The organism is Kaistia sp. 32K (assembly GCF_016629525.1).
GTDB lineage: Bacteria > Pseudomonadota > Alphaproteobacteria > Rhizobiales > Kaistiaceae > Kaistia.
The window spans coordinates 4,952,359-4,977,487 of sequence record NZ_AP024269.1 but is presented as its reverse complement, the minus strand read 5'-3'; the positions used below and the strand labels follow the sequence as shown (position 1 = coordinate 4,977,487).

Here is a 25,129-nt window from a genome sequence, read left to right as displayed (position 1 = left end):
GGGTTCGGCGCCAGTGATATCGCCTCCCCCGCCCCCGGCGCAAGCGGCTCAAAGCGCGGGGTCGAGCGCCTCGGCAAGCGCCCGCGCCTGGGCCGCCGCCTGACGATAGGCGGCAAAGCGTCGGGCGGCCCGCTTGGCCCGCTCGGGACGGGGTGCGACGACGGTCTCGTCGCTGCCGGCGGCGCCGGATTTCCGGCTCGCCTTCGCCTTGGTCGCGGCACTCTTCGCTGTCCCCTTCGGCGCCAGGCCGATGATCGGCGCGATGATGCGGAAGGCGCCATAGGCGGTGACGATGCGGCTCGCGGAGGGAACCGTCACCCGCGCGCCGGTGACGTCGGCGATCAGATGCGCCACCGTCAGGCAGCCGGCGACGCCGCCGGCGAGCGCGATGGTCTTGGGCGGGATCGGCAGCGCGTCGAGATTGTCGCGGATGGCGTGGGCGAGGCCCTCCAGCACCGCATAGGCGAGCGTATCTGAGGCCTGCTCGCGGTCGAGGCCGAGGAAGGCGCCGCGCACGGCGCGATCGGAGAAAGGCGCCCGCTCGCCGATCAGATAGGGCAGGAACAGCGCGCCGGGCGGGCTGGCGTCATGCGTCTCCGCCGCGGCGTAAAGCTCGGCGACCGGCCGGCCGGCGATGCCGGCGAACCAGTCGATCGCGAGGCCGGCGGCGAGGAAGGGCGAGATGACGATGACGTCGGTGCCGACGGGAGCGGCCAGCGTATAGGCGTCGCGCGGCGGCTTCGCCACCGAATAGGGCATGGTGGCGGCGATCCAGCCGGTGGTGCCGAGATAGGCGTGCGGCCGGTCGTGCTGCTCGCTCGCCGTGCCCCAGGCGGTGGCGCCGCCGTCGCCGGCGCCGACATAGACGGGAATGCCGGGCACCAGGCCCAGTGCGGCAGCGGGCTCCGGCAGCAGCGGGCCGGCGAGCGCGTCGGCATCGAGAATATCGGGCAGGATCGCCGGCGACATGCCGATCGCGGCGAGGATGGTGGCGTCCCAGTGGCGGGCGGCGAGATTGAGCAGGCCGGTCGTGGTGGCGCAGGTCGGATCGACGACGGCGCGGCCGGTCATGCGATGGATCATCGCGTCCTTGGCGCCGAACAGCACGCGCTCGACCTTGGCCATGGTGCCGCCCTCGTGGTTCAGCAGCCAGTCGAGCCGGAACAGGCAGAGCGCCGGCTCGGCCCGGTTGCCGATCCGATTTTCAAAGTCCTTCGGCAGGTGCTTCTTGAGCGCCGCCATCTCCTTCTCGCTGACGCGGGCATCGCTGTAGAGCAGCGCCGGGCGCAAACTGACGCCCTCGCGCCCGAGCAGGATGACGTTCTGCATCGAGCCGGTCAGCGTGATGGCGATCGGCACGGCGTCGACGGCGAGCGCCTGCACCGCCTCGACGGTCGCCTTCCACCAGAGCGCCGGATCCTGCTCGACCCAGCCGGGCTGCGGGCTCGCCGTGGTGACCGGCGCGTCGGCCGAGCGCAGGGTGCGGCCATTTTCGTCGAACAGGGCAGCCTTCACCGACGACGTGCCGACATCGATGATCAGGACCGTGCGTGTCGGCACGGACTTCTTGGCTGCCATGTGCGAATCCCTGTCCGGATATTGCGGGAGGCGCAATCTAGGGCATGATTCCGCTGCGGGAAATCACGTTCTCCCCGCCTCTGCAACGACAGGTGACGATGCGCTCAGGCCGTACGCGCCGTGTGCGGCAGGATAAAGGGCGCGTCGGTCGGCACGCCGCCGACATGCACGCTGACGCCGAACACCTCGCGCATCATCGCATCGGTCAGGACCTCGCGCGGCGTGCCGTCGGCGGCGATGCGGCCGGCGCTGACGACGATGATCTTGTCGGCATAGAGCGCCGCGAGGTTCAGATCGTGCAGGATCGCCACGACACCGCCGCCGGCCGCCGCGAAGGCGCGGGCGGTGTCGAGGGTGAGGAGCTGGTGGCGCAGATCGAGGCTCGCCGTCGGCTCGTCGAGGAACAGATAGCGCGGCACGCCGTCGACGACCGGCTCCCAGACCTGGCAGAGCACGCGGGCGAGGTGCACGCGCTGCTGCTCGCCGCCGGAAAGCTCCTGGAAGAAGCGGCCGCCGAAACCGTTCAGATCGACCCGGATCAGCGCGGCGGCGACGCGGGCCGCCCGGTCGGCCGGGCTGAGCGCGCCGCTGGTGCCGAGGCGGACGACCTCGTGCACGGTGAAGGGAAAGGCGAGCGACGACGCCTGCGGCAGCACGGCGCGGCGGCGCGCCATCTCGTAGGCCGGATAGGCGGAGGTTTTCCTTCCGTCCAGCGTGATGACGCCCTCGGCCGGGCGCAGCTCGCCGGTCACGGCCTTCATGATCGTCGACTTGCCGGCGCCGTTCGGCCCGACCACGACGGTGAGCTCGCCCGGGCGAACCTTGAGCGAGACGCGGTCGAGGATGGCGCGCTTGCCGGCGCGGACGGTCAGGTCTTGGACTTCGAGCATGGCGGCGCCCCGCTTTTCGGAATGGACGGGAGCGGCGGACACGCCGCCGCTCGGTCTTGGACGAAGATCGGCCGGCCTACAGGTCGACCACGCCGCGCTTCCTGAGCAGGATCGACAGGAAGAAGGGCGCGCCGATCGTGGCGGTGACGATGCCGATCGGCAGTTCGGCCGGCGCGACGATGGTGCGGCAGATCATGTCGGCGACGATCAGGAGCGTCGCGCCGAGCAGCCCCGTCGCCGGCAGCAGCGTGCGGTGCTCCGGTCCGATCACCAGGCGCAGCACATGCGGCACGACGATGCCGACGAAGCCGATGATGCCGGCGAACGCCACCGACACGCCGACGGCGAGGGCGACCACCATGATGATCAGGCTCTTCAGCCACTGGGTGTTGAAGCCGAGATGGCGCGCTTCCGATTCGCCCAGCACCAGCGCATCGAGGCCCCGCGCCGTGAACGGCATGGCGATGAAGACGCCGATGATGAAGGGCAGCGCCAGCGCCAGCTTGTTCCAGGTCGCGCCGCCGAGGCCGCCCATCGACCAGAAGGTCAGCTCGCGCAGCTGGAAGTCGTTGCTGCGGAAGACGAGATAGGCGGTGATCGCGCCGGCGATGGCGCCGAGCGCGATGCCGGCCAGCAGCATGGTGGCGACCGAGGTGCGGCCCTGCCGGGTGGCGATCGAATAGAGCAGCAGCGTCGTGCCGAGACCGCCGAAGAAGGCGGCGATCGGCAGCGCGCCGATGCCGAGGAAATCCATCACCGGAGAAAGGAAGGCGCCGCCGAGCACGATGACCAGCACGGCGCCGAGCGCCGCGCCCGACGACACGCCGACGAGGCCGGGATCGGCGAGCGGATTGCGGAACAGGCCCTGCATCATCGCGCCGGCCAGCGCCAGCGAGGCGCCGACCATCGCGCCGAGCAGCGTGCGCGGGATGCGGATGTCGAACAGGATGACGTGGTTGACGCTGTTGATCTCGGAGAAGCGCCCGGCCATCGCGTCGGCGAGCAGGCCCGCCACCTCGCCGGTGGAGAGACCCGACGGGCCGACGCAGAGCGAGGCGACCGAAGCGACGATCAGGACCACGACGAGGGCGCAGGTCACCACGAAGGCGCGGCCGCGCCGATCCCCGGCGACCGGAGCTGTCATGACGAGGCTCATCAGTCGGCTGCCGGCCACGCGGGCAGGTCCAGCGACGGATAGAGCGCATGCGCGAGATCGCGCGCCGCATCCGCCGTGCGCGGCCCGAAGCCGAGCAGATAGAGGCCGTCCATGGAGATCAGCGCCTGGTTCTTCGCCGCCGGGGTGGCGCGCAGCGCGGGCGAATCGAACACGGTTTCCGGCTTCGGCGGGCCGCTCTGGCCGATCATCATCACCACGACTTCCGGGGCGGCGGCGACCAGCGCCTCGTCGGAAGCGGGCTTGTAGCCCTCGACGGAGGCCATCGGATTGATGCCGCCGGCAAGCTGGATCATCGCATCGGCGGAGGTGTCGTGGCCGGCGGCCATCGGCTTGCCGCCGTTGAGGCTCATCAGGAACACGGCCTTCTTGCGCTCGTTCGCCGGGATCTTGCCGATGGCGGTCTCGAGCACGTCGAAGCGGGCGGCGAGGGTATCGGCCATCTTGTCGCCCTGCTCCTTCTTGCCGAGGATGTCGGCGATCAGGCGGATCTTGGCGACGATACTGTCGGCGGAGCGGCGCTCCGGCACGATGACGATCGGCACCGAGGCCGATTCGAGCAGGTCGATGGCGTCCTTCGGTCCGGCGCCCTCGACGGCGATGATCAGGTCCGGCTTGACCGACAGCACGCCCTCGGCCGACAGCGCGCGCATATAGCCGATATCGGGCTTCTCGTTCGCCTCGGGCGGGTAGGAAGAGGTGGTGTCGCGGGCGATGACGCGGTCGCCGGCGCCGAGCGCATAGACGATCTCGGTGATGTCGCCGCCGATGGTGACGATGCGGTCGGTCGTGCCGATCTTGACCGAGCGGCCGGTGGCGTCGTCGATCACCCGCTCCGCCGCGACCGTCTGGACGATCGCGCTCAGCGTGATGCCGACGGCGAAGGCCAATCCGAAGAAGATCTGGAAACGGCGGCTGGCGAAGCGCTCCAACGAACGCGCCGCGCCATGGTGGGGGGAAGTGTGCGCGAGCTTCATCATGATCCCGTCTACTTGTTCAATATCAGCTTGCCGGCCCGGGTGAGGCGCAGCCGGTAATCCTCGCCGACATGGCGAATGATGACTTCACGCGCTCCTTCGAGCAGATCGGCGCTGGAAACGACGCGCGGTCCGGAACCCGCCGGCGCGATGTCCTGGGAAGATCCAACCATGGGCATGTCTTGCATCTCTTTCCCGCCTACTTGCTAAGGGAGCGGTAATTTTGATCGGTTCTAAACTTGCGAATAATTCGCAACAATTTAGTTGACTGAGGTACTCACCTTTTCGTATCTCCGCAAGCGAAACATCGCCGACCCCGATTTCGCCGCATTCGCGGCGGGCGGCCGGGAGATGAAATCCGCCAAGCACGCCAGTGCCGGCTCCGCGACATCAGCGCGAGCCCGGACAGCCAGCCAGGCCCATCACAGCATTCAATGGGGCTCGCATGCGTGTCGCTCGACGTAAGACGTGGCTGATGGCCGGAACGGCCGTCGCTCTTCTCTCCGCTTTCTCCGCCACGGCCGCCAAGGCGCAGGCCGCCGCCACGCCGGCCACCGCCGCCGCCAGCGGCGAGACGGACGAGGAGCTGAAGAAGAAGGCCGCCAAGGGTGAGTCGAGCTTCCTGTCGCCGATCGTCTCGACGACCTCGCAGGACGGCTGGAAGAACCCGTTCACGACGCCGGCGCCGATCAGCTCCGCCTCCTCCGACGAAATCGACCTCTTCGGCCAGCGCAAGCTCGGCGACGTGCTGCGCGCCATGCCCGGCACCTTCTCGCGTGACTCGATCCAGAACCCCGGCCTGTCGGTGAACATCCGCGGCCTCGAGGGCTCGGGCCGCGTCAACACGATGATCGACGGCGTGCGGCAGAACTTCCGCTTCACCGGCCATGAGGCGCAGGGCTTCGCCTATGTCGACCCGGCGCTGGTCGCCGGCGTGGACGTCACCCGCGGCGCGGTCTCGACGACCGGCGGCGCCGGCGCGCTGGCGGGCTCCGCCAACATCCGCACCATCGGCGTCGACGACATCATCAAGGACGGCAAGAACTGGGGCGCGCTCGCGACGCTGACCTGGGGCAGCAACGACGTCGGCTTCTCCGAGATGGCGGCCGGCGCGCTGCGCTCGACCGGCGGCGCCGCGGCGATCGCCGGCGCGATCAGCTACTCGAACCCCGACAACTACAAGAACGGCGACGGCACGGAAGTGCCCGGCACGTTCCAGAACCTGCTCTCCGGCCTGGTCAAGGGCGAGTTCAAGCCGACCGACGACCTGACGGTCAATCTCGGCGCGGTGCTCTATGACAACGACTTCGCCGCCAACAGCTACAATCAGAAGCTGAAGTCGAACACCTACACGGCCGGCGTCAACTGGGACCCGGACAGCGAGCTCGTCAACGTCGCCGCCCACGTCTACTACAACGACGTCAAGATGGAGTATGGCGACTCGATCTATGCCGGCACGCCGAACGGCGCCTTCTACACCAGCAACGGCCGCGTGATCGAAGACAAGGGCATCGGCTTCGACATCGCCAACACGTCGAACTTCTCGCTCGGCAATGTCGCGGTCACGACCGTCAACGGCGTCGAGTATTTCCACGACACGGTCGATTCCTACAACACCGTCTATCCGAACAAGGCCGGCGGCGTGAATCCGAGCGGCAAGAGCTCGGTCGGCGGCGTGTTCTCGGAGACGACCTTCAAGTACAACATCGTCGACGTCATCGCGGGCCTGCGCTACGACTTCTACACGCTCAACGGCACCTATGACGCCGTGGCGGGCAATCCCGCCGGCGTGCCGGTCGGCCGCCAGGAGCTCGACCAGTCGGATGGCCGCTTCGATCCCCGGCTGACGATCGCGATCAATCCGTACGACTGGCTGCAGCCCTACATCACCTATTCGCAGTCGTTCCGCCCGCCGACCATCCAGGAGACGATGCTGGGCGGCTCGCATCCGGGCGGCGGCACCAGCTTCTCGCCGAACCCCTATCTCGATCCTGAAATCCAGAAGGGCTGGGAATTCGGCGCCAACATCACGCGCAACGGCCTTCTCACCGAGAAGGACATGTTCCGCCTGAAGGCGAACTACTATTACAAGAACGTCGAGAACTACATCACCGGCGTGAACCTCGGCGGCGGCAAGTCCTACTTCATCAACCATCCGGGATCGTCGGTGCTGCAGGGCTTCGAGCTCGAGACCGCCTATGACGCCGGCTTCGCCTTCGGCAGCATCGCCTACACCCACGCCGAGTCGGATCTGCCCTCGCAGGTCAACGGCCTCGGCGCGGTCAGCTTCATGCCGGACAACGTCCTGACGGTCACGGGCGGCGCCCGCTTCCTGGAGCAGCGCCTCACGGTCGGCGGTCGCGTCAACTATGTCAGCCAGACGGAAGTCGGCAACGGCGCCGGTCAGCCCAATACGAGCTACACCGACTGGGCGCCCTACACGCTGGTCGACGCCTTCGCCAACTACAAGTTCGACAACGGCCTCGACCTGTCGGCGAACGTGACCAACCTGTTCGACAAGACCTATGAGCCGGCGCTCTCCGGCAACACGGGTTCGGCGCTCAAGGACACCGGCCGCGGCCGCACCTTCCTGCTGACGGCGAAGATGCAGTTCTGAGGCCAGGCCCGCGATAGGCCAAGCACGAGATACGTCTGTCCGGCGGTGTGGTGACGACGGACAGACGCGAGGGGGGAGGCCGGTTTCCGGTCGTCCCTCCTCACCTTTTTGCCCCATAGGGCATCCATCCTCTATTCACGCACCTCATCGGCACGCAAACGGAAGATCGACCATGTACATCGCCATGAACCGCTTCAAAGTCATCAAGGGCATGGAAGCGGACTTCGAGGAAGTCTGGCGCACGCGCCCGCGTCACCTGAACGAGCTCGAGGGCTACGTCTCCTTCAACCTGCTGAAGGGCGCCGAGGCCGAGGACCACACCCTCTACTCGTCGCACACCGTCTGGGAAACGGAAGAGAACTTCATCGCCTGGACCAAGTCGGAGCAGTTCCGCGCCGCCCATCGCGGCGCCGGCGACCGCAAGCCGATGTTCCTCGGCCACCCGAATTTCGAGGGCTTCAAGTCCGTCGACGGCGTCTGACCCGCCGGCATCTCCGGGCTCTTGCCCCGTTTCGAAGCCTCCGCCCTCACCCCGGGGCGGAGGCTTTTTTGTTGGCCGCCGTCAGGCGAGCGCCAGCAGCCCCGCGCGCAGCCGGTCCGCCTCGCCCGGCGCAAACGGCGCCTCGACCTCGGCATGGGTCCGCGTCCAGATCGGCACGCCGGCCGCGAGCGCCGCGCGGCCGGCGTCGGTCAGCGCCAGCCGGCGGCCGCGCCGGTCGGCAGGGTCGACCGTGATCGTCAGGAAACCCTGGCGCTCCAGCGGCTTCAGATTGGCGGTCAGCGTGGTGCGGTCCATGGCGAGCAGCGTCGCCACCGCGCCGATCGACGGCGGCTCCGGCCGGTTCAGCGACATCAGCAGCGAAAACTGACCGCTCGTCAGCCCGACCGGGCGCAGCGCCTCGTCGAAGCGGCGCGCCAAGGCGCGGGCCGCCCGCTGGGTTGCAAGGCACAGGCAATGGTCGCGGACGTGCAGGGTCGTCGCGAACGGAACGGTGGCCGGATTTGACATGCTCTTTTTATGTTGATATCAACCTAAATTGTCAAGTGAACAATCGCCTCTGACAGCCGTTGTCCCAGGGTGTCGCGTGACCGGTCGCGCGGAGGAACACCGCGATGGAGGCGACGGGTCGCCCGCCGGAAACCACCGACAAGGAGGAAAACGCCATGCCCTATATCGAGGGATTCGTGACGGCCGTGCCGGCCGCCAACAAGGAAGCCTATCGAAAGCACGCCGCCGACGCGCACGCGATCTTCAAGGAATTCGGCATGACGCGCATGGTCGAGACCTGGGGCGACGACGTGCCCGACGGCAAGGTCACCGATTTCCGCCGCGCCGTGCAGGCGAAGGACGACGAGGTGGTGCTGTTCTCCTGGTTCGAATACCCCGACCGCGCCACGCGCGACGAGGCGAACCGGAAGATCATGAGCGATCCGCGCATGGAGGCGATGGGCTCGACCATGCCCTTCGACGCCACGCGGATGATCTATGGCGGCTTCCAGGCCATTCTGGAGGATGGGCAGGGCGGACCGGGGACGGGCTATGTCGACGGAACGCTGATGGCCGTCCCGCAAGCCAACAAGGAAGCCTATCGCGCCTTCGCGGCCCAGTCCGCGCCGCTCTTCCGCGAGCATGGCGCGAGGCGGGTGGTCGAGACCTGGGCCGACGATGTTCCGGACGGCAAGGTCACCGATTTCCGCCGCGCCGTTCAGGCCAAGCCGGACGAGGCCGTCGTCTATTCCTGGATCGAATGGCCCTCCAAGGAGGCGCGCGTCGCCGGCTGGGAGAAGATCATGGCCGATCCGCGCATGCAGTCGGACTCGATGAAGATGCCGTTCGACGGCCAGCGCATGATCTATGGCGGCTTTATGCCGCTGCTCGATCTCCGGAACTAGCTCGGTTCGCCCAGCCAGGCGTCGTAGTCCGCCACCAGCAGGTGGACGGGATCCTCGTCCTCCTCGATCTCCGCGAAGCGGCCGACCGGATCGGCGAAGATGTTGTCGGTCCGGTCGTCATTGACGGTCGAGACCTCGCCCACCAGCACATCGGCGCCCTCACCCCAGAAGGTGTGCCAGACACCGGGAAGCAGGGTGACGCTCTCGCCCGGCTCCAGCTTCAGGATGCCGCCGGCCGGCAGGCTACGGACGATGCCGTCGACCGGCACGGTGGCGCCGGCCTCGCGATCGAGCGCCCCTTCCGCATCCGACCCGAACAGCTGCAGCACCAGCGTGCCGCCGCCGCGATTGATGATGTCCTCGGCCTTGACCCCGTGCCGGTGCATCGGCGTCACCTGGTCCTTGCGGGCGATCATGATCTTCTCGGCGTAGAGCATGCCGCGCCCGGCGGCGAGATCGGCAACGTTGCCATTGCGCACGGTGAACAGGAACAGGCCGACCGCATCGAATTTCTCCGAGCCGAAATCGGTGACGTCCCAGCCGAGGCGGGCGTCGATCAGGCCCCGCGCCTCGGCGCGGCGGGCGCGAAACTCGGCCGGCGTCCAGTATGCGAAGGGCGGCATCGCATAGCCGAAGGAGCGGATGAACTCGTCCCCCTGCAGCAGGATCTCGTTGACGCGCGATCGCTTCATGCCGTTTTCCTCCGCCGTCGCAGCCTCATGTGCGGCCAGACTAGGGCCTCGACCGCGAATGCGGAAGCCGGATCCGGACGGCCGCCCCGGTGCGCGCCGTCGTCACGAGATTTTGATTCGAGAAGCCTTGCGATCGGGCAACCCGCGGGCCTATCGGTGGTTAGGTAAGCATCGCTTACTATCATTCGATCCTGTCAATTAGGGTGCGCTTTCTGCCGTTCGTCCGCCTTGCCGCGGGCGGACCCCAAAAAGGCCCCTCGGGGCCAACAGATGCCAGCCGAACATCCCGCCGCGCGCCCGGCGAATTACAAATGGGTCGCCCTCAGCAACACGACGCTCGGCATGCTCGCCGCGTCGATCAACGGCTCGATCCTGCTGATCAGCCTGCCCGCGATCTTCCGCGGCGTCGGCCTCCGCCCGCTCGAGCCCTCCAACGTCAACATCCTGCTCTGGTCGATCATGGGCTACATGGTTGCGACCTCGGTGCTGGTGGTGACCTTCGGCCGGCTCGGCGACGCGCTCGGCCGCGCCCGGGTCTACAATCTAGGCTTCCTGATCTTCACCGTCTGCGCGGTCGCACTCAGCCTGATCCCGAGCGGCGGCGGCGCGCTTGCCGCCTGGTACATGATCGGCGTCCGCGTCATCCAGGGCGTCGGCGGCGCCATGCTGATGGCCAACTCGACCGCCATCCTCACCGACGCCTTCCCGCAGGACCAGCGCGGTCTGGCGCTCGGCATCAACACGGTGGCGGCGATCGGCGGCTCGTTCATCGGCCTCCTGATCGGCGGGCTGCTCGCCGACATCGACTGGCAGCTGGTGTTCTGGATCAACGTGCCGTTCGGCGTCGTCGGCACGGCCTGGGCCTACTGGAAGCTGAAGGACCGCACCACGCCGCGCCGCCGCCCGGTCGACTGGGCCGGCAACATCACCTTCGGCGTCGGCCTGATCCTCGTGCTGATCGGCATCACCGAGGGCATCCAGCCGCATGGCAGCTCGGCCATGGCCTGGGGCAGCCCGGAAGTGCTGACGCTGATCGGCGTCGGACTGGCGCTGCTCGTCGCCTTCCTCGTCGTCGAGAGCCGGGTCGCCTTCCCGATGTTCGACCTGAGGCTGTTCCGGATCCGGCCGTTCTCGCTCGGCAATTTCGCCAGCCTCACCGCCTCGATCGGCCGTGGCGGCCTGCAGTTCATGCTGATCATCTGGCTGCAGGGGATCTGGCTGCCGCTGCACGGCTACTCCTTCGAGGAGACGCCGCTCTGGGCCGGCATCTTCATGCTGCCGCTCACCGTCGGCTTCCTCGTCGCGACCCCGGTCTCGGGCTATCTCTCCGACCACCATGGCGCGCGGCCCTTCGCGGTCGGCGGCATGCTGATCGGCGCGCTCAGCTTCGCCGCGCTGATGATGCTGCCGCCCGATTTCAGCTATCCGCTGTTCGCAGCACTCCTGTTCCTGAACGGCCTCGGCTCCGGCCTGTTCGTGGCGCCGAACTCGACGGCGATCATGAATTCGGTCCCGGCGGCCGAGCGCGGCCAGGCGGCCGGCATGCGGGCGACGACGCTGAACGCCGGCCAGGTGCTGTCGATCGGCATCTTCTTCAGCCTGATGATCCTCGGCCTGACCGAGCAATTGCCGGCCTCGATGGAAGCGGCGCTGATCGCTGAACAAGTGCCGCAGGCCATCGCCCATCACGCCGCCTCGGCGCCGGCGGTGGCGAGCCTGTTCGCCGCCTTCCTCGGCTACAACCCGATGGGCGAACTGCTGTCGCCGGACGTGCTGGCCACCCTGCCGCCGGCCAGCGTCGCCGAGATCACCGGCAAGACCTTCTTCCCGCATCTGATGGCGGCGCCGTTCATGCACGGCCTCGTCTTCGCCTTCACCTTCTCGATGATCCTGAACCTGATCGCGGCGGCGGCGTCCTGGGGCGCCGGCGGCAAGTTCGTGCATGCCGAGAGCGAGGCGGCCCCGGTTCCGGCCGAATAGGATCGGGAAAAGCAGGGCGCGGCCCGACGGCCGCGCCTGATGCTAGCGCGGAAAAATCCGCCAGCGATGCGGGCGGAAGGCGACGCGGCCGCCCTCCTGGCGCGCCTCGACCGAAATGTCGATCTCGACGCGATGGCGATCGGGACCAACCTCGAGTTCGAGCCGCTTGGCGCCGCCATGCCGGCGCTCGGCGACGATCTGGCCGGTGAGCGCCGGCGTGCCGTCCTCGACGATCGAGACGTCGTGCGGGCGGAAGCCGAGCGTGGCGGGACCCGACGGGGTGCCGAGGGCGGCGAGGTCGAGCGGCGCGCCGTCAAGCTGCACGGAGCCATCGACGATCGTCACCGGCAGGAAGGAGGATTCGCCGATGAAGCCGAAGACGAACGGGCTCGCCGGCGCGTCATAGATCTCGTCCGGCGTGCCGACCTGCTCGATCCGGCCCTTCGACATGACGACGACGCGGTCGGCGAGTTCCAACGCCTCTTCCTGGTCGTGCGTGACGAAGAAGGTGGTGTGGCCGGTGCGGTCGTGGATCTCGCGCAGCCAACGGCGCAGATCCTTCCGAACCTGGGCATCGAGAGCGCCGAAGGGTTCGTCGAGAAGCAGCACGCGCGGCTCGATGGCGAGCGCGCGGGCCAGCGCGACGCGCTGGCGCTGGCCGCCGGAAAGCTGCGAGGGATAGCGCTTGTCGAGGCCGGTGAGCTGGACGAGGTCGAGGAGATGCAGCACGCGCTGGCGGATCTCGGCCCTGGCCGGCCGCTCACCGCGCGGCCGTACCGTCAGACCGAAAGCGATGTTGTCGAACACCGTCATGTGGCGGAACAGCGCGTAATGCTGGAACACGAAGCCGACATTGCGGTCCTGCACGCGAAGCCCGAGCGCATCCTCGCCGCCGAACAGCACGCGGCCGGCGGTCGGCGCGTCGAGGCCGGCGAGTATGCGGAGCAGCGTCGTCTTGCCGGAGCCGGACGGCCCGAGCAGGGCGACGAGCTCGCCCGCCTTGACGTCGAGCGAGACGCCATGCAGCGCCGGCGTATCGCCGAACGCCTTCTCGACATTCTCGATCGTCACATCGATGGGCGCGCCGAGGGCTACGGACGCACCCGGGTCGATCGGGGTGATCGCGTTCATTTGAGTTACCTCAGTGGCGGCGCGTCGCGGCGATCTCTTCGGCATAACGCCATTCCAAGACCGACTTGACGACCAGTGTAAAGAGGGCAAGCAGAGCCAGCAGCGAGGCTACGGCGAATGCGGCCGCGAAATTATACTCGTTGTAGAGGATCTCGACATGCAGCGGCATGGTGTTGGTCAGGCCGCGAATATGGCCTGAAACCACGGACACCGCGCCGAATTCGCCCATCGCGCGGGCGTTGCAGAGCAGCACGCCATAGAGCAGCGCCCATTTGACGTTGGGCAGGGTGACCCGGAAGAACACCTGGAAGCCCGAAGCGCCGAGCGACAGCGCCGCCTCCTCGTCGCCCCGGCCCTGCTGCTCCATCAACGGAATCAGCTCGCGCGCGACGAAGGGAAAGGTGACGAAGATCGTCGCCAGCACGATGCCGGGCACGGCGAAGATGATCTGGATGCCCTCGCTCTTCAGCCAGGGACCGAGGATGCTGTGCGAGCCGAACATCAGGATGTAGATCAGGCCGGCGATCACGGGAGAGACCGAGAACGGCAGGTCGATCAGCGTGTTCAAGAGGCTCTTGCCCCTGAAGTCGAACTTGGCGATCGCCCAGGACGCCGCCAGGCCGAAGACGAGGTTGCAGGGCACCGAGATCGCCGCGACCAGCAGCGTCAGGCGGATCGCCGCCGCCGCGTCCGGCTCGAAGATCGCTTCCCAATAGGCCGGCAGCCCGCCCCGGAGCGCCTCGACGAAGACGGCGAGCACCGGCAGGACGAGGAACAGGCCGAGAAAGGCCAGCGAGACGAGGATGAGCGCAACGCGGACGCGCCGGCGCTCCATCGTCACCGGGCGGAAGCGGACCGCCGCGGCGCCCGGCAGGCGGGCGGTGGTGAAGGCGCCGTCAGACATCGCCATATCTCCGCCGGCTCCAGGTCTGGATCAGGTGAATCACGAGCAGGATCAGGAATGACGCGATCAGCATCAGGACGGCGATCGTCGTGGCGCCGGAATAGGAGAACTCCTCCAGCTTGATGACGATCAGCAGCGGCGCGATCTCGGTCCTGTAGGGGCTGTTGCCGGCGATGAAGATGACCGAGCCATATTCGCCGACGGCGCGGGCGAAGGCGAGCGCGAAGCCGGTCAGGAGCGCCGGCAGCAGCGCCGGCATGACCACCCGGCGCACCGTCTGCCGCCGTGACGCGCCGAGCGTCGCCGCGACCTCCTCAACCTCGCGGTTCAGATCCTCCAGCACGGGCTGGACGCTGCGCACGACGAAGGGCAGGCCGATGAAGATCAGCGCGATGATGATGCCGGTCTGGGTATAGGCGACGCGGATGCCGAGAGGCTGCAGCAGCGAGCCGATCCAGCCGTTCGGCGCATAGAGCGTCGTCAGCGCGATGCCGGCGACCGCCGTCGGCAGCGCGAAGGGCAGGTCGATCACCGCGTCGATCAGGCGCCGGCCGGGAAAGGTGTAGCGCACCAGGATCCAGGCCAGGATCATGCCGAAGACGAGGTTGACGAGCGCCGCCACGAAGGAAGCGGTGAAGGAGAGGCGCAGCGCCGCCAGCGTGCGCGGGTCGGTGGTGACACGGAGGAATTCGGCCGGGCCGGCGCTGGTCGAGCGCCAGAACAGGGCGGCCAGCGGGATCAGCACGATGAGGCTGAGATAGGTCAGGGTAAAGCCGAGCGCCAACCCGAAACCCGGGATGACGCTCGACTTCCGGACCGATGCGATGGTCGTTGCGGCCATCTTATCCCGTCAGTTCGGCTTGTAGATCTGATCGAAAATGCCACCGTCGCCAAAATGTTCCGGCTGGACCTTCGCCCATCCGCCGAACTGCGGATCGTCGATGGTCACGAGGTCGATCTTCGGGAAGCGCTCGAGGGCCGCGGGCTCGACGAGCTCCGGCTTGGACGGCCGGTAGTAGTTGGCGGCGGCGATCTTCTGGCCCTCGGCCGAGTAGAGATAGTCGAGATAGGCCTCGGCCACCTTGCGGGTGCCCTTGGTGTCGACATTGCCGTCGACGAGGGCGACCGGCGGTTCCGCCAGGATCGAGAGCGGCGGCACGATGATGTCGAACTTGTCGGGGCCGAGTTCCTCGAGCGCCAGGAAGGCTTCGTTCTCCCAGGCGAGGAGGACGTCGCCGATGCCGCGCTGGGCAAAGGTGGTGGTCGAGCCGCGGGCGCCGGTGTCGAGGACCGGCACGTGCCGGTACAGCTGGCCGACGAAGTCCTTGGTCTTCGCCTCGTCATTGCCGAACGCCTTGTTGGCGTAGGCCCAGGCGGCGAGATAGTTCCAGCGGGCGCCGCCGGAGGTCTTCGGGTTCGGCGTGATCACCTCGACGCCGTCCTTGATCAGGTCATTCCAGTCCTTGATCTCCTTCGGATTGCCCTTGCGGACCAGGAAGACGATCGTCGACGTATAGGGCGAGGAATTGTGCGGCAGGCGTCCGCGCCAGTCCGGCTTGATCTTGCCGCTTTCCTTGACGATGGCATCGATGTCGGCCTCGAGCGCCAGCGTCACGACGTCGGCGTCGAGCCCGTCGATGACGGAGCGGGCCTGCTTGCCGGAGCCGCCATGCGACTGCTGGATGGTGACGGTCTCGCCCGTCTCCTTCTTCCAGTGCTCGGCGAAGGCGGCGTTGTAGGCCTTGTACAATTCGCGGGTGGGATCATAGCTGACATTGAGCAGCTGGACGTCGGCCATGGCCGGCGCCGCGATCATGGCCAGCCCCATCGCAACGGCGGCGACAGCGGGGCGGATATGTCGTGCGAGCGAAAAAGGTGGGCGAACCATCGTGTGCTCCCTGATCGATGATGTCACTATCTCGACACAGGCGAACGACAATTTCAAACCACCGGACGCCTTCTACGACCGGCACACTAGAAAATTCTTCCTATAACCCGTCGCCTGCAGAAACGAACTCACGATCCCGGCCCGGGTCGTCCGGCGCGATGTCGCCGCTCAGCGCATCCGCCAGCGTCGCCGCCTCGAACGCCTGGAGCTGGGTCGCATAGGGTCCGGCAAACATCCGACGAACCGCGCACGCTGTCTCGTCAGGACAATCGGCACAAGGCTGGTACGCCGTACGGGAAATGCAGGGCAAGGGCGCGATCGGACCATCGATGGCGCGGAGCACCGCGCCGATCGTCACGTCGCCCGGCTGCTTGATCATGGCGTAGCCGCCCGACCGGCCGCGCCGGCTGGCGATGATGCCGCGATGCTTCAGGTCGAGCAGGATGTGTTCGAGAAACTTGCGAGGCACACCGGCCTCGCGGGCGATCTCGTCGATCTGGGTGGTCTGCCCGCTCGGCTGCCGAGCCAGATGAATCAGCGCCTTGAAAGCGTATTTGGCCTTCTGGGAAATCATGCGACGTCCAGCATTCCCTCGCGCACCATCCGTCCGCGCCTGGCCAGTCATAGCGGATCGCCGCGCGGAATGAAACGCGTGTCGATTTTCCCGCGTGCACCGTCTTTGTGGCAAGTCGAAAATCGGCTAAGCCGGAGGCATGAAAATGCTCATCACCGGTGTCGCAGGCTTCATTGGCTCGCATGTCGCGCGGGCGGCGCTCGAACGCGGCGACGCGGTGATCGGGATCGACAATCTCAATGCCTATTACGACCCGGCGCTGAAGCACGCCCGGCTCGACCGGCTGCAGGCGCACCGGCATTTCGAGTTCGTCGAGGCGTCGATCAGCGACATGGCGGCGATGGAGCGGCTCGTCTCCACCCATGCCGATATCGAGACGGTCGTGCATCTCGCCGCCCAGGCCGGCGTCGCCTATTCGATCGAGAACCCGCTCGCCTATGCCGACGCCAACGTCACCGGCCAGGTGGTGATGTTCGAGGCCGCACGGCGCCTGCCGCGGCTGCGCCACATCGTCTACGCCTCGTCCTCCTCGGTCTATGGGCTCAACGAGGATGTGCCGTTCCGCGAGAGCGACCGCACCGACCGCCCGGCCTCGCTCTATGCCGCCACCAAGCGCGCCGGCGAGCTGATCGCCCATTCCTACGCGCATGTGCACGGCGTCGCCTCGTCGGGCCTGCGCTTCTTCACCGTCTACGGCCCCTGGGGCCGGCCCGACATGGCGCCGTGGCTGTTCACCAGCGCCATCCTCGACGGCCGGCCGATCTCGGTCTTCAACCACGGCCGCATGCAGCGCGACTTCACCTATATCGACGACATCGTCGCCGGCGTGCTCGGCGCCGTCGACCGGACGCCGGAGCCGGGCGAGACCCGCATCTTCAACCTCGGCAACAACCAGCCGGTGCCGCTGATGGACTTCATTGCGACGATCGAGCGGGCGACCGGCCGCAAGGCCGAGATCCGCTTCGAGCCGATGCGCAAGGCCGATGTCGAGGCGACCTTCGCCGACATCCAGCTCTCCGCCGACACACTCGGCTTCCAGCCGAAGACCTCGATCGACGAGGGCATGGACCGCTTCGTCGAATGGTACCGCGGGTATAATGCGCGGTAGGCGGTAGGGCCGCTGGTTCGACCGGCTGCTGGCGGTCGACCGACTTCGTTGGCCGTTATTGGGGATCGTTGACGACCGGATTGCCGGGATCGGCGATCCACGCTCCCGTCGTCCCACGCGCCATCAACCGGCGCTCGCCGCTGCCGTCACCTGGCTCCGCCGTCACTCCACCCTCCCCGTCATCCCTGCGAAAGCAGGGATCCACAGGGGCCGAGGCATGGGGCGTTTCACGTGACACAACCCGGCGGAAATGGATCCCGGGTCAAGCCCGGGATGACGGCGAGTGGGGGGCGACGGGGGAGCCAATCCTGGCCGCAGCGAGAGACGCGCTCCCTCCCCTTGGTGGCAGAACGAGCTACTCCTCGATCCGCATCGCCCCTTCACCTCTCCCATGGGGAGAGGTCGGAGCGAAGCTCCGGGTGAGGGGATGCGATCTCACCGGTGAGGCCTGAACCCCTCACCCGCCGGCCTGCGGCCGTCGACCTCTCCCCATGGGAGAGGTGAAGCGACCTGCCCTCCCCCCCTTGCGCCCCACTCACCCGATGTCGGATGCCAAAATCGCCTCGAGCTTCGGCGTCTGGAGGTCGAGGCCGATCGCCTGCTTCCAGGCGAGCAGGCCGCCGATGCGGCGGCGCTTCTTCTCGGCGTGGTTGCCGAAGATCTCGGCCAAACGGTGCGCCAGATACGGGTTCTCGAAGCGCTCCAGCACGCTGGCGCGATAGGAAGGCGCCTCGGCGACGCCGCCGGCGGCGAAGATCGGCAGCACCTCTTCGTCATAGACGGCGTCGAGCCGTGCCCTCAGCGCCGGGTCGGCGACGATCTCGCGCACCAGCTCGCCCTCGCTCCGGCCCTCCTGCCGCCACCATTCGGCGAGCACCGTGTGGCCGAGATTGAGGATGAAGAGCTTCAAGCGCTCATAGCGGGCGAGATCGTCAACCATCAGCACATTCGGGTGGATGCAGGGCGCGACGAGGCCCGGCTGCTTCTCGATCGCCCAGAGCGCATAGGGCTCGGCCACCGCGCCGGCCGGCTCGATCGGCTCGGAGACGATGCGGTCGACCAGCGAATTGGCGAAGACGCAGGACGAGAACCAATCCTGGAAGGCGGGCGAAAGACCGTTCTCGACGGCGAGCTTCTGCAGGAGCGCCTTCAGCACGTCGCCATTGTGCGGGATCAGCTCGCAGGGCAGCAGCGTCAGCGGCGCGCCGCCGGCAGCATGGCGGGCGGCGAGCAGCTTCAGGAGCTTCAGCGGAAACGACCGCGGCACGCCGGCGCCGAGGCGTTCGCCCTCGACCAGCGCGAAGCCGGCGTCCGACGTGTTGGAGATCAGCGTTTCCGCTTCCTCGACGACGATGCGCTCGACCTCATCCCATTGCTCCACGGCCGAGAGGCCGCGCACCAGGCAGGTGACCTCGGCCGTGCGCTCGACCGGGGCGCCCGCCTCGATACCGCGGACAACAATCGGGATCGGCGTGCCGTCGAACGCCTTGAGCCGGCCGGAACGGGCGCCGGAGGCCGTCGTCTGCACGATGGTGACGGGGCCGACATTCTGGCCGCGGGCCCGCGCCTCGGACAGGAAGAGATCGGCATGCGCCTGCAGGAAGCGGCTGGTGCCGAACTGGACGATCGGCGTGCGGACGGGGTCGGTCATCGGGATCCTCGAAATCTACGGCTGCTGCGGCGCCGCGTCCGGCGTCTCGTCGACGGGGGGAAAGGTCGTGGCGGAACAGACGGCGATCGTCTCCTGCAGCCGCGTCGTCTGGTCGTCGTTCAGCGTGCGGGCCAGGAACGGGGCGGTCAGCTTCTTGTCCTTGAGATCGCCGAACACGCAGCCGCAATAGGTCTGGCAATCGGCCTCGCTCTTGCCGATCGCGACGCAGCGCTCGACGCAATCGGCGCGGGCGTCGTTCTCGGCCGCGTTCGGGGCGAAGACGGCGGCGAGGCCGAAGAAGATCGCATAGAGGATCGGCTGGTGGATCAGGTAGACGGCGAGCGAATGGCGGCCGCCAAAGGCGAGCCAGCGCGCGGGCGCAAAGCGCGGCTGCCAGCCGGCGAGCCATTTGTCCCAGCCGAGCGCGACGCCGAGCTTCGCCGCCGCCATGCCGAACAGCACGACGCCGAACCAGGGGAAGAGGGGCACATAGTCGAACGAGGCCGGCGGCTTCGGCGCGAGGCCGACCCACCAGAGCGCCGGCTGCGCGAAGATGGCGGAGCGGAAGAAGAACGGCAGGGCGAAGACGGCGACGGCGGCGAGGAAGATCCCGCGCGGCGGCAGCCGCAGGAAGAGGAGGCCCAGCACGCTGGCGAGCGCGATCTGGTGCAGGATGCCGAAGAAGATCCAGCCTTCCGGCATGACGAAATAGGTGGCGAGCGAGACCAGCGCCGCCGCCGCGACGATCATCGCCAGCCGCGTCAGATAGGGCCGGAGACGGAAGCCGTTGCGGACCGAGAGCACCAGGCTGATGCCGACCAGCATCAGGAAGGAGCCGGCGATGGCGCGGGCGAAGACGATCCAGCCGATCGAGGCGCCGGGATCGAAGCGGACGAGATGCAGGAAGGCGACGTCCCAGGCGCCGTGAAAGATCGCCATGCAGACGAGCGCCACGCCGCGCGCCACGTCGAGCGCGGCGATCCGCGACGAACGGGCGGCCGTCGCCGGGGCTCCCGGCTGCGCTTCCACGGCCGTGGCCGCTGCCTCATTCATGAGCAATCTCCCGGACAATCCCGCATCGGCGATCTGCGCCGATTGACGGTTTCCAAGGCTGCGGGAGGTTCGTAGTCTCAACCTGCAATTTAGTCATGCCGCCAGGAAATCCATGTCTTTCATCCCAGTCATCGATCTCTCCGATCCCCGAGGCTCCCGTGCGATCGCCGACGCGATCGGCCGCACCTGCCGCGAGACGGGCTTCTTCCTCATCACCGGTCATGGCGCCGACCGCGCCGTCGTGCAACGCGGCTGGGACGCGGCCCGCGCCTATTTCGATCGCCCGCTCGACGAGAAGCTCTCCGCCGTCATGCCCTATCCGGGCTATCCCTATGGCTACAGTCCGGTCAAGGGCGAGACGCTCGCCGCCTCGCTCGGCCAGACGAAGCCGGCCGATCTGAAGGAGACCTTCTCCTTCGGCCCGTCCGCCTTCCAGCGGCTCGACCACAAGCCCGCCGACGACGCCGAGGCCTTCGTCTTCTCGGCCAATCCCTGGCCGCTCGGCGGCGACGAATTCCGCGTCGCGACGCAGGCCTATTATCGCGAGATGTCGGCGCTGGCCGGCCGCGTCATGCGCTTCTTCGCCCTCGCGCTCGACCTCGAGGAAACCTATTTCGACCGCTTCATCGATCATGAGGCGAGCGCGCTGCGGCTGCTGAACTATCCCGACCTGACGGAGGATCCGGTCCCCGGCCAGCTACGCGCCGGCGAGCATTCCGACTATGGCTCGATCACCATTTTGATGCAGGAAGACGCGCCGGGCGGCCTGGAAGTGCTGGGCCTCGACGGCCAGTGGCACCGCGTCCCGGCGATCCCCGACAGCTTCGTCATCAATATCGGCGATCTCATGCAGCGCTGGACCAACGACCAGTGGAAATCGACGCTGCACCGCGTCACCATCCCGCCGCGCGACCTCGGCCGTTCGGCCCGGCGCCAGTCGATGGCCTTCTTCCACCAGCCGAACTGGGACGCCGAGATCGCCTGCATCCCGACCTGCCTGCGAGAAGGCGAGACGGCCAAGTACCCGCCGGTCGGCTCCGGCGAGTACCTCGCGTCGAAATTCCGCTCGACCGTGGTGAAGATGTAGGCAGCAACGCCCTGGCGGGCCCTCACGCCAGCCCTCTCCCGCCAGCGGGAGAGGGGGCCCACCGCGTCGGTTGCCCGATCCGCGCCACGCCGGCCGAAAAGCCCTCGCCCGCTCGCGGGGGAGGGTTGGGTGAGGGTCTTGCTTGCTTCGCCTCTCCCATGGGGAGGCCTTCGCGCAACACCGCCTTTATCGCGCGATTCGGATCGTGCACCCTCCGCCGTCATCCCGGCGAAGGCCGGGATCCAGACACACAGCCCTGTGGCCGATAGGCTGGGCCAAGCTTTCTTATCGCTTAAGCTTTCTTGGCCAGTGTTCATGGGCCCCGGCCTCTGCTGGGGCGACGGTGCCCTGCCCATAAGCAGTGGGCCGCATGGCAACCTTCGATGTTCTGCAGGGCCGCTTTGGGAGAGATGAAGAGGCCGGCGGGGCAATCGGGCTTCAACCTCAAACCGCTGTTTCAAACCGGGCCTCTCCTGCCCTAAGCTTCGGGCGGACGCGCGCCGGTGGCGTGAATCTTGCTGCTTCTGGTTGGTGTGCCCGTCCCTGCGACGCCCATGGAGAGCCTGACCGCATGTCGATCCGAGCCGCGCTTCGCCACGTCACCCGCTATCGCTATGACCGGCCCGTCGCGCTGGGACCGCAGGTGATCCGGCTGCGCCCGGCTCCGCATTGCCGAACCAAGGTGCCGAGCTATTCGCTCAAGGTGACGCCGGCCAACCATTTCGTGAACTGGCAGCAGGATCCGCACGGCAACTGGCAGGCGCGCTTCGTCTTTCCGGAGAAGACGACGGAATTCGCCGTCGAGGTCGACCTGCTCGCCGAGCTCGAGGTCTACAACCCGTTCGATTTCTTCGTCGAACCCTATGCCGAGCAGTTTCCCTTCGCCTATGAGCCGGCGCTCGCCGAGGAGCTCGCCGCCTATCTGGAACCGGAGCCGGCAGGTCCCCTGCTGGCAGAGTTCCTGGCGACGATCCCGCGCGAAAAAATGCAGATCGTCGACTTCCTGGTCGCGATCAACCAGCGCCTGCAGAACGACATCCGCTATCTGATCCGTATGGAGCCGGGCGTGCAGACGCCGGAGGAAACGCTGTCGTCGCGCGCCGGCTCCTGCCGCGATTCCGGCTGGCTGCTGGTCGAGATCCTGCGCCATCTGGGCCTCGCCGCCCGCTTCGTGTCCGGCTACCTGATCCAGCTGAAGCCCGACGTCGTCGCCCTCGACGGCCCGGCCGGCACGGCGGTCGACTTCACCGATCTGCACGCCTGGGCCGAGGTCTACATCCCCGGCGCCGGCTGGATCGGCATGGACCCGACCTCGGGCCTCTTCACCGGCGAGGGCCACCTGCCGCTCTGCGCCACGCCGCATTTCCGCTCGGCAGCCCCCATCACCGGTTCCTTCGCCGCCGATCCCGGCACGGAGACCGCGTTCGAGTTCGAGATGCGGGTCGACCGGGTCGCCGAAAATCCCCGCGTCACCCTCCCCTTCTCGGACGAGAGCTGGGCGGCGCTCGACGCGCTCGGCAACCGGGTCGACGCCGACCTTGCAAGCGAGGACGTCCGGCTCACCATGGGCGGCGAGCCGACCTTCGTCTCGATCGACGATTACGAGGCGCCGGAATGGAACACGGAGGCCGTCGGCCCGACCAAGCGTGAACGCGCCGACGAGTTGATCCGCCGCCTGCGTGACCGCTTCGCGCCGGGCGGATTCCTGCATTACGGCCAGGGCAAATGGTATCCGGGCGAGAGCCTGCCGCGCTGGACCTTCGCGCTCTACTGGCGCAAGGACGGCAAGCCGATCTGGCGTGATCCCAGCCTGATCGCCGCCGAGGACGACGACCTGCGGGCGACGCCGGACCAGGCCGGCGCGCTGCTCGCCGACCTCTCCGGGCGGCTGGGCATCTCGGCCGATCACGTCGTGCCGGCCTATGAGGATCCGGCGCACTGGATCCTCAAGGAAGCCGAGCTGCCGGAAAACGTCACCCCGGCCGAATCGAAGCTCGACGACCCGGAGGCCCGCGCCCGTATCGCCCGCGTGTTCGAGCGAGGCCTCGCCGAGCCGTCCGGCTACATCCTGCCGGTGCAGCGCTGGCAGGCGCAGGCGAGCGATAAGCGCTGGATGTCGGAAAAGTGGCCGCTCCGGCGCGGCAAGATGTTCTTGGTGCCCGGCGACAGCCCGGTCGGCTTCCGCCTGCCGCTCGCCTCGCTGCCCTATGTGCCGGTGTCGTCCTATCCGTTCATCGTGCAGCGCGACCCCGGCTCGATCACCGCGCCGCTGCCCGATCCCGAGCAGCTCGCCCGCAACGACGCGGCGCGGCGCGCCGAGGAGATGGCGCGGCTTTCGGCGGCCGGCTCCGACACCGCCGAAGGCGACCATGAGGAACGGGTCGAGCAATATCTGACGCCCGGCTCGTCGGTGCGCACGGCGCTCTCGGTCGAGCCGCGCGACGGCCGGCTCTGCGTGTTCATGCCGCCGACCGAACGGCTCGAGGATTATCTGGAGCTGCTGGCGACGCTCGAGGAATCAGCCCGTGCACTCGGTCTCGCCGTGCATGTCGAGGGCTATCCGCCGCCGATCGACCCGCGCCTCCACGTCGTCAAGGTGACGCCGGATCCCGGCGTGATCGAGGTCAACGTGCAGCCGGCCGCGAGCTGGGACGAATGCGTCGGCATCACGCGCACGCTCTATGAGGAAGCGCGGCTGTCGCGCCTCGGCACGGAAAAGTTCATGACCGACGGCCGCCACACCGGCACCGGCGGCGGCAATCATGTCGTGGTCGGCGGCGCCCATCCGGCCGACAGCCCGTTCCTGCGCCGGCCGGACCTTCTGAAGAGCCTGGTGCTCTACTGGCAGCGCCATCCCTCGCTCTCCTACCTGTTCTCCGGCCTGTTCATCGGCCCGACCAGCCAGGCGCCGCGCATCGACGAGGCGCGACATGACGGGCTCTACGAGCTGGAGATCGCGCTCGCCGCCGTGCCGGGACCAAACAGCGGCAACGAGCCGCCGCCCTGGCTGGTCGACCGGCTGTTCCGCAACCTGCTGGTCGACGTCACCGGCAACACGCATCGCACCGAGATCTGCATCGACAAGCTCTATTCGCCGGACGGGCCGACCGGCCGGCTCGGCCTGGTCGAGTTCCGCTCCTTCGAGATGCCGCCCGACTACCGCATGTCGCTCGCGCAGCAGCTGCTGGTGCGGGCGCTGATCGCCATGCTGTGGCGGATCCCGCAGCAGGGCGCGCTGATGCGCTGGGGCACGCAGCTGCACGACCGCTTCATGCTGCCGCATTTCGTCGGCGCGGATTTCCTCGACGTGCTCGGCGATCTCAGCCAGGCCGGCTACGCCTTCGATCCCGTCTGGTTCGAGGCGCAGCGCGAGTTCCGCTTCCCCTTCATCGGCGCGATCGAGCAGCAGGGCGTCAAGCTGGAGCTGCGGCAGGCGCTGGAGCCCTGGCATGTGCTGGGCGAGGAAGGCGCGATCGGCGGCACGGTGCGCTATGTCGACAGTTCCGTCGAGCGCATCCAGGTCAAGGCCGAGGGCTTCGACCCGCGCCGCCACATCATCGCCTGCAACGGCCGCCGCGTGCCGATGACCTCGACGGGAACCGCCGGCCAGTTCGTCGCCGGCGTCCGCTACAAGGCATGGCAGCCGGCGCGCGGGCTGCATCCGACGATCCCCGCCCACGCGCCGCTCACCTTCGACATCGTCGACGGCTGGTCGGAGCGCTCGCTCGGCGGCTGCGTCTACCACGTCGCCCATCCGGGCGGCCGCAACTACGACACCTTCCCGGTCAATTCCTACGAGGCGGAGGCGCGCCGGCTGGCGCGCTTCGAGGCGATCGGCCATACCGGGGGTCGCTTCATGCCGATGCCGGAGAGCGGCTCGCCCGAATTCCCGACGACGCTCGACCTGCGTCGTCCGGCCAACCTCTGAGGCG

The 25,129-nt window shown here is 67.9% G+C and carries 21 protein-coding genes; 7 read left to right on the top strand and 14 right to left on the bottom strand.

Annotation, left to right across the window (positions count from 1 at the left end; translation table 11 throughout):
* Window positions 1-48 precede the first annotated feature (48 nt).
* The 5 genes from K32_RS22965 to hemP form a co-directional block, all read right to left on the bottom strand.
* Window positions 49-1,578, bottom strand: coding sequence for an FGGY-family carbohydrate kinase (locus K32_RS22965; protein ID WP_201401711.1), 1,530 nt, complete (start codon window positions 1,576-1,578; stop codon window positions 49-51).
* A 104-nt stretch (window positions 1,579-1,682) separates the two neighbouring features.
* A complete protein-coding gene (locus K32_RS22960; RefSeq protein WP_201401710.1) occupies window positions 1,683-2,468 on the bottom strand; it encodes a heme ABC transporter ATP-binding protein in 786 nt (261 codons plus the stop codon).
* Window positions 2,469-2,544: 76 nt separating this feature from the next.
* Complete coding sequence (locus K32_RS22955; RefSeq protein WP_244669703.1) at window positions 2,545-3,612, bottom strand: iron ABC transporter permease; 1,068 nt, start codon at window positions 3,610-3,612, stop codon at window positions 2,545-2,547.
* 11 nt (window positions 3,613-3,623) lie between these two features.
* Window positions 3,624-4,622 carry a hemin ABC transporter substrate-binding protein gene (locus K32_RS22950; protein ID WP_201401708.1) on the bottom strand — a complete coding sequence of 333 codons (999 nt, stop codon included), beginning with the start codon at window positions 4,620-4,622 and terminating at the stop codon, window positions 3,624-3,626.
* An 8-nt stretch (window positions 4,623-4,630) separates the two neighbouring features.
* Complete coding sequence (hemP, locus tag K32_RS22945; RefSeq protein ID WP_201401707.1) at window positions 4,631-4,792, bottom strand: hemin uptake protein HemP; 162 nt, start codon at window positions 4,790-4,792, stop codon at window positions 4,631-4,633.
* 302 nt (window positions 4,793-5,094) lie between these two features.
* Here hemP and K32_RS22940 point away from each other — a divergent pair, with 302 nt between their 5' ends.
* On the top strand, window positions 5,095-7,236 hold the full coding sequence (locus K32_RS22940; RefSeq protein WP_201401706.1) for a TonB-dependent receptor domain-containing protein: 2,142 nt from the start codon (window positions 5,095-5,097) through the stop codon (window positions 7,234-7,236).
* 172 nt (window positions 7,237-7,408) lie between these two features.
* Window positions 7,409-7,717 carry an antibiotic biosynthesis monooxygenase gene (locus K32_RS22935; RefSeq protein ID WP_201401705.1) on the top strand — a complete coding sequence of 103 codons (309 nt, stop codon included), beginning with the start codon at window positions 7,409-7,411 and terminating at the stop codon, window positions 7,715-7,717.
* A gap of 81 nt (window positions 7,718-7,798) precedes the next feature.
* On the opposite strand, the gene K32_RS22930 is transcribed toward K32_RS22935, so the two are convergent.
* On the bottom strand, window positions 7,799-8,245 hold the full coding sequence (locus tag K32_RS22930) for a MarR family winged helix-turn-helix transcriptional regulator (protein ID WP_201401704.1): 447 nt from the start codon (window positions 8,243-8,245) through the stop codon (window positions 7,799-7,801).
* A gap of 104 nt (window positions 8,246-8,349) precedes the next feature.
* On the opposite strand from K32_RS22930, the gene K32_RS22925 reads away from it, so the two are divergent.
* Window positions 8,350-9,129, top strand: coding sequence for a DUF1428 domain-containing protein (locus tag K32_RS22925; RefSeq protein ID WP_371812793.1), 780 nt, complete (start codon window positions 8,350-8,352; stop codon window positions 9,127-9,129).
* Here the strand turns inward: K32_RS22925 and K32_RS22920 are convergent.
* Window positions 9,126-9,821 (bottom strand): D-lyxose/D-mannose family sugar isomerase, encoded by a 696-nt coding sequence (locus tag K32_RS22920; RefSeq protein ID WP_201401703.1) that lies wholly within the window; start codon window positions 9,819-9,821, stop codon window positions 9,126-9,128. The genes K32_RS22925 and K32_RS22920 overlap by 4 nt on opposite strands.
* A gap of 270 nt (window positions 9,822-10,091) precedes the next feature.
* Between K32_RS22920 and K32_RS22915 the strand changes: the two genes are divergently transcribed.
* Window positions 10,092-11,801: an MFS transporter gene (locus K32_RS22915; protein ID WP_201401702.1), complete on the top strand. Its 1,710-nt coding sequence runs from the start codon at window positions 10,092-10,094 to the stop codon at window positions 11,799-11,801.
* A 42-nt stretch (window positions 11,802-11,843) separates the two neighbouring features.
* Here K32_RS22915 and K32_RS22910 read toward each other — a convergent pair whose 3' ends face one another.
* From K32_RS22910 to K32_RS22890, 5 genes are all read right to left on the bottom strand, one after another.
* Complete coding sequence (locus K32_RS22910) at window positions 11,844-12,878, bottom strand: sulfate/molybdate ABC transporter ATP-binding protein (RefSeq protein WP_201404628.1); 1,035 nt, start codon at window positions 12,876-12,878, stop codon at window positions 11,844-11,846.
* 64 nt (window positions 12,879-12,942) lie between these two features.
* Entirely contained in the window at window positions 12,943-13,836 is an 894-nt protein-coding gene (gene cysW / locus K32_RS22905) for a sulfate ABC transporter permease subunit CysW (RefSeq protein WP_371812791.1), read from the bottom strand.
* Complete coding sequence (gene cysT, locus K32_RS22900) at window positions 13,829-14,677, bottom strand: sulfate ABC transporter permease subunit CysT (RefSeq protein ID WP_201401701.1); 849 nt, start codon at window positions 14,675-14,677, stop codon at window positions 13,829-13,831. Before cysT ends, cysW begins: the two co-directional genes overlap by 8 nt.
* A 9-nt stretch (window positions 14,678-14,686) precedes the next feature.
* Window positions 14,687-15,664, bottom strand: a complete 978-nt coding sequence (locus K32_RS22895) for a sulfate ABC transporter substrate-binding protein (RefSeq protein WP_201404626.1) — start codon at window positions 15,662-15,664, stop codon at window positions 14,687-14,689.
* Window positions 15,665-15,824: 160 nt separating this feature from the next.
* Window positions 15,825-16,298: an Rrf2 family transcriptional regulator gene (locus K32_RS22890; protein WP_201401700.1), complete on the bottom strand. Its 474-nt coding sequence runs from the start codon at window positions 16,296-16,298 to the stop codon at window positions 15,825-15,827.
* A 139-nt stretch (window positions 16,299-16,437) separates the two neighbouring features.
* Between K32_RS22890 and K32_RS22885 the strand changes: the two genes are divergently transcribed.
* On the top strand, window positions 16,438-17,406 hold the full coding sequence (locus tag K32_RS22885; protein WP_201401699.1) for an NAD-dependent epimerase/dehydratase family protein: 969 nt from the start codon (window positions 16,438-16,440) through the stop codon (window positions 17,404-17,406).
* 535 nt (window positions 17,407-17,941) lie between these two features.
* Here the strand turns inward: K32_RS22885 and K32_RS22880 are convergent.
* Window positions 17,942-19,057, bottom strand: a complete 1,116-nt coding sequence (locus tag K32_RS22880; protein WP_201401698.1) for a mannitol dehydrogenase family protein — start codon at window positions 19,055-19,057, stop codon at window positions 17,942-17,944.
* 15 nt (window positions 19,058-19,072) lie between these two features.
* Window positions 19,073-20,110 carry a heparan-alpha-glucosaminide N-acetyltransferase gene (locus K32_RS22875; RefSeq protein ID WP_201401697.1) on the bottom strand — a complete coding sequence of 346 codons (1,038 nt, stop codon included), beginning with the start codon at window positions 20,108-20,110 and terminating at the stop codon, window positions 19,073-19,075.
* Between the two features lie 112 nt (window positions 20,111-20,222).
* On the opposite strand from K32_RS22875, the gene K32_RS22870 reads away from it, so the two are divergent.
* Both K32_RS22870 and K32_RS22865 read left to right on the top strand, forming a co-directional pair.
* Complete coding sequence (locus tag K32_RS22870) at window positions 20,223-21,197, top strand: isopenicillin N synthase family oxygenase (RefSeq protein WP_201401696.1); 975 nt, start codon at window positions 20,223-20,225, stop codon at window positions 21,195-21,197.
* Between the two features lie 571 nt (window positions 21,198-21,768).
* Window positions 21,769-25,125, top strand: a complete 3,357-nt coding sequence (locus K32_RS22865; protein WP_201401695.1) for a DUF2126 domain-containing protein — start codon at window positions 21,769-21,771, stop codon at window positions 25,123-25,125.
* The last annotated feature ends 4 nt before the right edge of the window (window positions 25,126-25,129 follow it).